Origin of the sequence: Actinomadura sp. NBRC 104412 (assembly GCF_030269515.1) — a bacterium.
Taxonomy (GTDB): Bacteria; Actinomycetota; Actinomycetes; order Streptosporangiales; family Streptosporangiaceae; genus Spirillospora.
On record NZ_BSTM01000038.1, the window covers coordinates 56,610 to 62,609 of the forward strand.

General features: G+C 70.5%; 7 protein-coding genes and 2 pseudogenes. 5 read left to right on the forward strand and 4 right to left on the reverse strand.

Going from position 1 to position 6,000, the window contains the following annotated elements; genetic code table 11:
- Window positions 1-557: 557 nt before the first annotated feature.
- The 3 genes and pseudogenes from QSK21_RS36255 to QSK21_RS31855 form a co-directional block, all read right to left on the reverse strand.
- A pseudogene (locus QSK21_RS36255) lies at window positions 558-851 on the reverse strand (conjugal transfer protein); the annotation flags it as partial.
- An 86-nt stretch (window positions 852-937) separates the two neighbouring features.
- Window positions 938-1,219 carry a hypothetical protein gene (locus QSK21_RS31850; RefSeq protein WP_502871618.1) on the reverse strand — a complete coding sequence of 94 codons (282 nt, stop codon included), beginning with the start codon at window positions 1,217-1,219 and terminating at the stop codon, window positions 938-940.
- A gap of 72 nt (window positions 1,220-1,291) precedes the next feature.
- A complete protein-coding gene (locus QSK21_RS31855; protein WP_285701240.1) occupies window positions 1,292-2,305 on the reverse strand; it encodes a conjugal transfer protein in 1,014 nt (337 codons plus the stop codon).
- Window positions 2,306-2,986: 681 nt separating this feature from the next.
- On the opposite strand from QSK21_RS31855, the gene QSK21_RS31860 reads away from it, so the two are divergent.
- The 5 genes from QSK21_RS31860 to QSK21_RS31880 all read left to right on the forward strand — a co-directional run bounded on the left by QSK21_RS31860 (window position 2,987) and on the right by QSK21_RS31880 (window position 5,588).
- Complete coding sequence (locus QSK21_RS31860) at window positions 2,987-3,187, forward strand: hypothetical protein (protein WP_285701241.1); 201 nt, start codon at window positions 2,987-2,989, stop codon at window positions 3,185-3,187.
- Window positions 3,184-3,369 (forward strand): hypothetical protein, encoded by a 186-nt coding sequence (locus QSK21_RS31865; protein ID WP_285701242.1) that lies wholly within the window; start codon window positions 3,184-3,186, stop codon window positions 3,367-3,369. Before QSK21_RS31860 ends, QSK21_RS31865 begins: the two co-directional genes overlap by 4 nt.
- 1,238 nt (window positions 3,370-4,607) lie before the next feature.
- A complete protein-coding gene (locus QSK21_RS31870) occupies window positions 4,608-4,991 on the forward strand; it encodes a hypothetical protein (RefSeq protein ID WP_285701243.1) in 384 nt (127 codons plus the stop codon).
- Window positions 4,991-5,197: a hypothetical protein gene (locus QSK21_RS31875; RefSeq protein ID WP_285701245.1), complete on the forward strand. Its 207-nt coding sequence runs from the start codon at window positions 4,991-4,993 to the stop codon at window positions 5,195-5,197. The genes QSK21_RS31870 and QSK21_RS31875 overlap by 1 nt, the downstream gene beginning before the upstream one ends.
- Complete coding sequence (locus QSK21_RS31880; RefSeq protein ID WP_285701246.1) at window positions 5,190-5,588, forward strand: hypothetical protein; 399 nt, start codon at window positions 5,190-5,192, stop codon at window positions 5,586-5,588. Before QSK21_RS31875 ends, QSK21_RS31880 begins: the two co-directional genes overlap by 8 nt.
- A 304-nt stretch (window positions 5,589-5,892) precedes the next feature.
- On the opposite strand, the pseudogene QSK21_RS31885 reads toward QSK21_RS31880, so the two are convergent.
- Window positions 5,893-6,000, reverse strand: a pseudogene (locus QSK21_RS31885) (IS5/IS1182 family transposase); the annotation flags it as partial.

Sequence of the window (6,000 nt, forward strand, 5' to 3'; positions counted from 1 at the left end):
CGCCTGTCACCAGGCGCGGGTGTTGTGCTCGGCTCGGCATGGCCATCGCCCTGTGTTGCGTCGGCGACAGGCGTCCGCTCGACACCGGGCGCGTTCGGGCCAGCCGTGCCCGCGACGCGGCGGTCGCCGGGGGCGGGGGTTCGTTCGGTGTTGGGCGCGTGGGCGCTCGCTGGTTCAGGGGTGGGTGTTCTGGTGGGGGGCTTCCAGGGGTGGGCTTCCCGGGCCAGTTCCAGTTGGGGGGTGGCCGGGGGGTTGTCGAGGGTGGCGGGGGCTTCCTCTTCGTGGGAGGTGTCGCGGGTGGTGCGGCGCCAGGGTTGGGGGTCGGGTTGCCGTGCGGCGGCCACTTGGGCGAGGGGCTGGGGGGTGGACGCGACCGCGGGGCTCGGGGCGAAGGCGGGACGGGCGGGGGCCTCCTCCACGACGGGGCGGCGCTTGCGGGTCTTGCGGTGGGCCTTGAGGGCGGCGCGTTCGGGGGCGGCGGCCTGGGGGCGGCGCCAGACGCGGGCCACGACGACGACCTCGCGGGGCTCGCGGATGGGGGTGAGGCGGCACCAGGTGCGGGGCTCGGTGAGGTAGCGGGTCTGCGAGATGAGCAGTTCGGTCAGGCGTTTGCCCTCGATGACGGGACGGGTCGCCATCCAGGTGAGGATGCCGGGCGGGACGATGTACAGCACGTGCCACGGCGACTCGAACGGGACGCCGACGAAGCGCAGCAGCAGGATCCACGGCACGAACACGCCCGCGAACACGCCGATCTGGACCAGCGGCAGCGGCATCGGGAGCCGCAGGTCGTACAGCTTGTACAGCCGCTTCTCAATGCGCCAGATGTTCGTGTACGTGGGTAGATCCACGCCCCTACTCCCCTAACTGTGCGAGCACAGTGTCGCCTGCCTGCCCCGTGCGGGGCGGCCACGCGCCCGGTTCCGGGCGCCGCGGATCAGGTCAGGTCCACTCCCAGCGCCCGGGCGATGGCCCTGGCCGTGGTCTCGATGATGTTGGGTACGTAGAAGACCACCCCGATTCCGATGGCGAGCAGGATGAACTGGACGAAACGCGTGATCTCCCGGGTGAACAAGAAGAAGATCGCCACGATCGAGACGATGACGAGGAACAGCGGGCCGAAGATCTGCCGCAGCCAGTCGGCGAGCTGGTCGGTCTGAAGATCGTCACTCGGCGCCAAGGCCTCGTACGGAATCGACGCCATCCACTGGTGCAGCATCGACTGACTACCTTCCTGGGTCGGCGGGCGGGTCGGGTACGGGGCGGGCGGAGGCACCCCTGGCGGGCCCCGTCATGACGCACCCGGCTCTGTGGTGCCGCGGATGTCTCGCACGTACCAGGCCGTGCCCTTCTTCACCATGTCGAGCTCGTAGGTCTGCTCCAGCTCGGCGCCGCCGGCGTTGCCGGGGACCTGCCAGGCGACGGTCGCGGTGACCGTGCGCTCGCCGGCGTCTCCTCTGGGCGCGTTGACCTCCCTGACCTGGACGAAGGTGACCGAGTCGCCGAGCCCCGCGATGGCGCCGCGCTCGGCGAACCGCGCCAGCGTCGCCTGGTCGCTGCTGGCGTACGCCTTGAAGAAGGTACCGAGGACGGGTGCGAGCTCGCCCTCCAGGGCGGTGTCGCGTTCCTGAAGTCCGCTTTGCGGCAGCGTGGCCTTGGCCGGTGGTGGCAGCAGCGCGGGACGTGCCTTGATGACGAGCGCGCCGTCCTTGGCGTAGACGGGTACGGCGAGGCGGAGCCAGCGGTCCTGGGTGCGGGCGAGGACGGTGACGACACCGTTGTTGGCGTCGCGCGCGTCCACCCCCGCGACGTGGACTGACTGCACCCTGAGCTCGCCGAGGCCGTTCCAGCCGAACTGGCCGTCGGCGCTGTCGGGGATGAACGTGCGGAGCTGCGCCTCGCGCGCCGCGGCGTTCTGCTGGTCGTAGTTGAGGTACACGTTGGCGAACTGGAGGGCGAAGGCGCCGGCGGCGCTGGTGGGGAAGCCGGTGCCGCGCGCTTGGGAGGGGCCGGTCGGCGCCTGGGTGCCGCCGGACTCGGTGAAGCGTTCGAACGGCGCGCGGATGCCGTTGACGAGGATGACGACGATGAGCGCCCACAGCACGGCGCGCCCCACCCAGATCCACCAGCGGCCGCCGGAGCCTCCCCAGCGCCCGGGGCGCGGGCCGCCGCGTCCGCGGCCCCTGCCGGTCTCGCTCGCGCGCCAGGGGTCGGCGGACGGGTCGAACGCGCGCATGCCGGGCGCGGACTCGTCGTCGACCACAGCGGTCCCACGGCCGTGTCCCACGGCCGATCTGCGAGCCATCCTGCCTCCGCTCGCGCCTCGCCCCCGGTCGGCGCGGTCATCTATGCGTCTGGTCGGGTGTCCTTGCGGGTGGTCTTTCCTGAACCCACCTCGGGCCCAGCGTAACCACGAGCGTCAATTGTTCCAGCGCATCCGAGTGAAGCACAGTCCCGGCACGCGGTTGTGGATAACGCGATCGATCCCGGTGACGACGGAGGAGAGCGCCAAACGGTGACGATCACCTATCCAAGGCTCCGAACCACGTGCGGATGCACGTTTCGGACAAGCACCTTGAGCCGCAAGTTGCTTGATGACCACGTGTCGGAGTGGCGCGCAATTTGTTTCCTGGGAATCCGGCATCGTGTCCACTTCGCGACACGCCGGCGCTCGTGACGCATCACCCGCCGCGCACCCGCCGCGCACGCGTCGTCGCACGCGGGCTCCGCGCGTTCCGGCGGGACGTCACACGTTGAAGCGGAACGTATCGCCGCTCCGGTGTGACCTGCGCAGCGACGCTCGATACCGCTTCTGACCAGGTTCTTTGACCGTTGACGACCGTTGATCGATGACAACGGGAGACGGCTGTTTCGCGGACTCCGTGCGGACTCCATGCGGACCGGCCACCACACACAAGACGGCCCCGAACCGGTGGTGGAATCACCGGCCGGGGCCTAGGCACTACGCCCCAGGAGGCGCAGCACCATGACCCACAACCCTAGCCCTGACCAGCTGGACGCCCGGTTCAACATCGGCCTGATCGACGCGGTGTTCTCCGCGCTGGAGTCCCACGGCTACCACCGGCCCGACGGCCCCGACGACGAGCGGCACATGGCCATCGGCCGGGCGGTCGGCCTGCTCGGCCAGCTCGTCAAGGCGTACGAGGGCCAGGACGACGAGCGATGAGCGGCATGGACGAGGACGTGGCCCGGCTGCTCGCCGAGACGGCCCGGCAGCTCGCGCTGATCGCCAAGCAGATGATCGTCACGGTCGAGCTCGCCGAGGAGGTCGGGGTGCTGCCCAGTGCCGGCGGCACGGCCGGTCAGCGCCGGGAGCGCCGTCACCTGCACCCGGTGAAGGACGAGTAGCCCGGGGAAGTTCACCACGGGAGCCCCGCACGGCCTGCCGGTCGGCGGGGCTCTCAGCGTTCAGAACCGCCGTTCAGAACCGCCCCGGACGTGAACGCCCGAACTGAACACCCTGGGGACGGTCCCCACCCGGCTCCCGCACGTCACGCAGGGTCCGGCCCGTACGCGCGGGGGCGGGCTGAGTCGCGATGTTAACGACGACATTCTGACTCAGTCCGGCCCGTACGCGCGGGGGCGGGCTGCAATACCCTGCGGGAGGGTATTGAGCTGAGCGGTCCGGCCCGTACGCGCGGGGGCGGTGTGGGTACCCGGATCGTGGGTACCCCTGGCGGACCGTCCGGCCCGTGCGCGCGGGGACGGTAGTCGGGGAGCACGTGAGCGCTCGAAGTTGCGTCGCGCGGCGCGTACACCTTTCCGTCAAGGCCGGTCACGCTCTGTGTGCCAGGTGTTCGTTTTCCCGGGCCGGACTGAACACCTGCTAGATCGGCGTGGGTCTGTCCCACGCTGGTGCCGGTCGTGGCCGCGATAGCGCGAATCGACAAGCCGCCCGCACGCGCGGGGGCGGGAGGACGGTCCGCAACGACATCCGGGCTGCTGGGGAATCAAGCCCAGGAAATTCCCCAGTAGATCTACGCAGCGTGACCGGTATCGACGGGAAGGTCTACGCCGGTTACTGTGCGTGCATCAGGTGCGTCATTTCTTTGGGAAAACGACGCACCTGCGGCCTCCAAGTCCCTGCGCACAGTGGGTTGGCTGGCTCCCGTCGCGGCAGCGATGGCACGCGTGGACAGTCCGGCCCGCGCGCGGTGACGGTGCGTAGACCTTGCCGTCAATGCCGATGACGCTCTGTGTGGCAGGTGTTCCAATTCCCTGGGGGGTTGGAACACCTGCCAGATCCCGGTGAGTCTTGCTGACGCTGCTGCCGGTGGCGGCCGCAATGGCGCGGATGGACAGTCCGGCCCGTGCGCGCGGGGGCGGGCTGAGAGATATCAGCTGATATCTCTTCCGCGGCCGGCCCCCGCGGGTCTCTCACGTTTCCGCAGGTCGGGATACCGTAAACAACCTTACGGCAGGCTGACCTGCGGTTACTCGGCGCTTAGCGACCTATCGTCGAGTGACGGCGTACCATCGAGATGTGTCGTTACGTCTGCTCGGCGACGACTCCCCGCCCGGGACCCCTGGGACCCCCGGGCGGGGACACCGGGCAGACCAACCCGACGAGCAGACAGGAGCACCACATGGCCGACGACAAGAGATGGAAGAACCACCCCATCCGGGACCTGCTCAGCCGCGCCGCCGCCGGACAGCACATCTACGACGACCAGATCGCCGACCTCCGCCTCCCCGACAAGATCGAGAAGGGGTTCCGGCAGGCCGCCGCGCACCTGGCCGAGCGCGCCGCCGCCGGCGAGAACGTCACCGGCTGGACCGGGACCGGCGTCGACTACTACGCCCGCGAACTCGTCACCGCGCTCCCGCCCGAGCACGAGACCCGCCTCCAGCACGAGGAACGCCGCGCCCAAGAGGGCGACGCCCAGGCCCTGGCCAACGTCAAGGCCCGCCAGGACGCCGCCGAACGACTCGCCGACCAGGTCATGAACCGCGCCAGGGGAGCCGCGTAATGGACGAGCTGACCGAGATCCTGCACGGCAACGCCGAACGCCGCGCCGCCGCCCGGCAGGCCCAGGCCCAGGCCGAACGGCAGGCCGCCGACCTGGCCGACCAGATCAGCCACCCCGGCGAGACCGACGAGCAGCGCACCCGCCGCCGCGAACGCGACGCCGAACGCGAACGCCTGCGCCAGCTCGGCGTCAAGCTCGATGGCTGAGCACCGCGCACCCAGCGGGGAAGTGCTCACCTCCGGCGCCATGCCGCCCGACTGGACACCCCCGAAGCCGCGGGAAGACCCCTACTCCTACGCCCGCAGGTGGGCCGCGACCGGCATGCCCGGCGGGATGCGCGTCGACTCCCACCCCGGCGACGTGTCCGACGCCGGCATCTACACCACGCCGGAACCACCACCCGGCGCCGACGTACGCACCACCATGCACTACCAGCGCGCCGCCGCGGCCGGACCATCCCCGTACGTGCTGCGCCCGGTCAACTGCACCGGGTGCGGCACCCACCTGGGCACCTACTACGGCCACGCCGACCACATGCCCGACCAACCCCGCTGCCGGCGATGCACACCCACCACACAGCCACCCCCCACGGCATGAAGCCCACACCGCCGCCCTCGGCCGAGCGGACGCCCGACACGGGCACCACGCGCGCCAAGCGAAGGCCAGTGCACACCCGCGACGGCGGGACCGTGCACACGGGACGCCGGGCCGGAACCTGGCACATGCGCGGGCACGACACGTGCACCACGCGAAGCCGAGGGCGACGATGTGTCACCAGACGGGCACGAGAGAGGTAGCGCCATGCCGTACGCCAGCAAGCCCTCAGGCCCTTGGAGACGCACCCCCCTACCCCCACAGTGGCCCCGCCTACGTAAGGCCGTCCTAGGGTCTGTCCGGTGGATCATGTGTTGATCCAGAGCAGGGCGCTGACCAGGGTGACGGCCGCTTGGTAGTGGCGGGCGAGTTTGTCGTAGCGGGTGGCGATGGCGCGCCATTGCTTGAGCCGGTT

Excerpts from the sequence above, each read along its gene's own strand:
- QSK21_RS31855 (WP_285701240.1), bottom strand. The coding sequence starts at position 2,305 with ATGGCTCGCAGATCGGCCGTGGGACACGGCCGTGGGACCGCTGTGGTC.
- QSK21_RS31875 (WP_285701245.1), top strand. The coding sequence starts at position 4,991 with ATGGACGAGCTGACCGAGATCCTGCACGGCAACGCCGAACGCCGCGCC.
- QSK21_RS31865 (WP_285701242.1), top strand. The coding sequence starts at position 3,184 with ATGAGCGGCATGGACGAGGACGTGGCCCGGCTGCTCGCCGAGACGGCC.
- QSK21_RS31880 (WP_285701246.1), top strand. The coding sequence starts at position 5,190 with ATGGCTGAGCACCGCGCACCCAGCGGGGAAGTGCTCACCTCCGGCGCC.
- QSK21_RS31850 (WP_502871618.1), bottom strand. The coding sequence starts at position 1,219 with ATGCTGCACCAGTGGATGGCGTCGATTCCGTACGAGGCCTTGGCGCCG.
- QSK21_RS31870 (WP_285701243.1), top strand. The coding sequence starts at position 4,608 with ATGGCCGACGACAAGAGATGGAAGAACCACCCCATCCGGGACCTGCTC.
- QSK21_RS31860 (WP_285701241.1), top strand. The coding sequence starts at position 2,987 with ATGACCCACAACCCTAGCCCTGACCAGCTGGACGCCCGGTTCAACATC.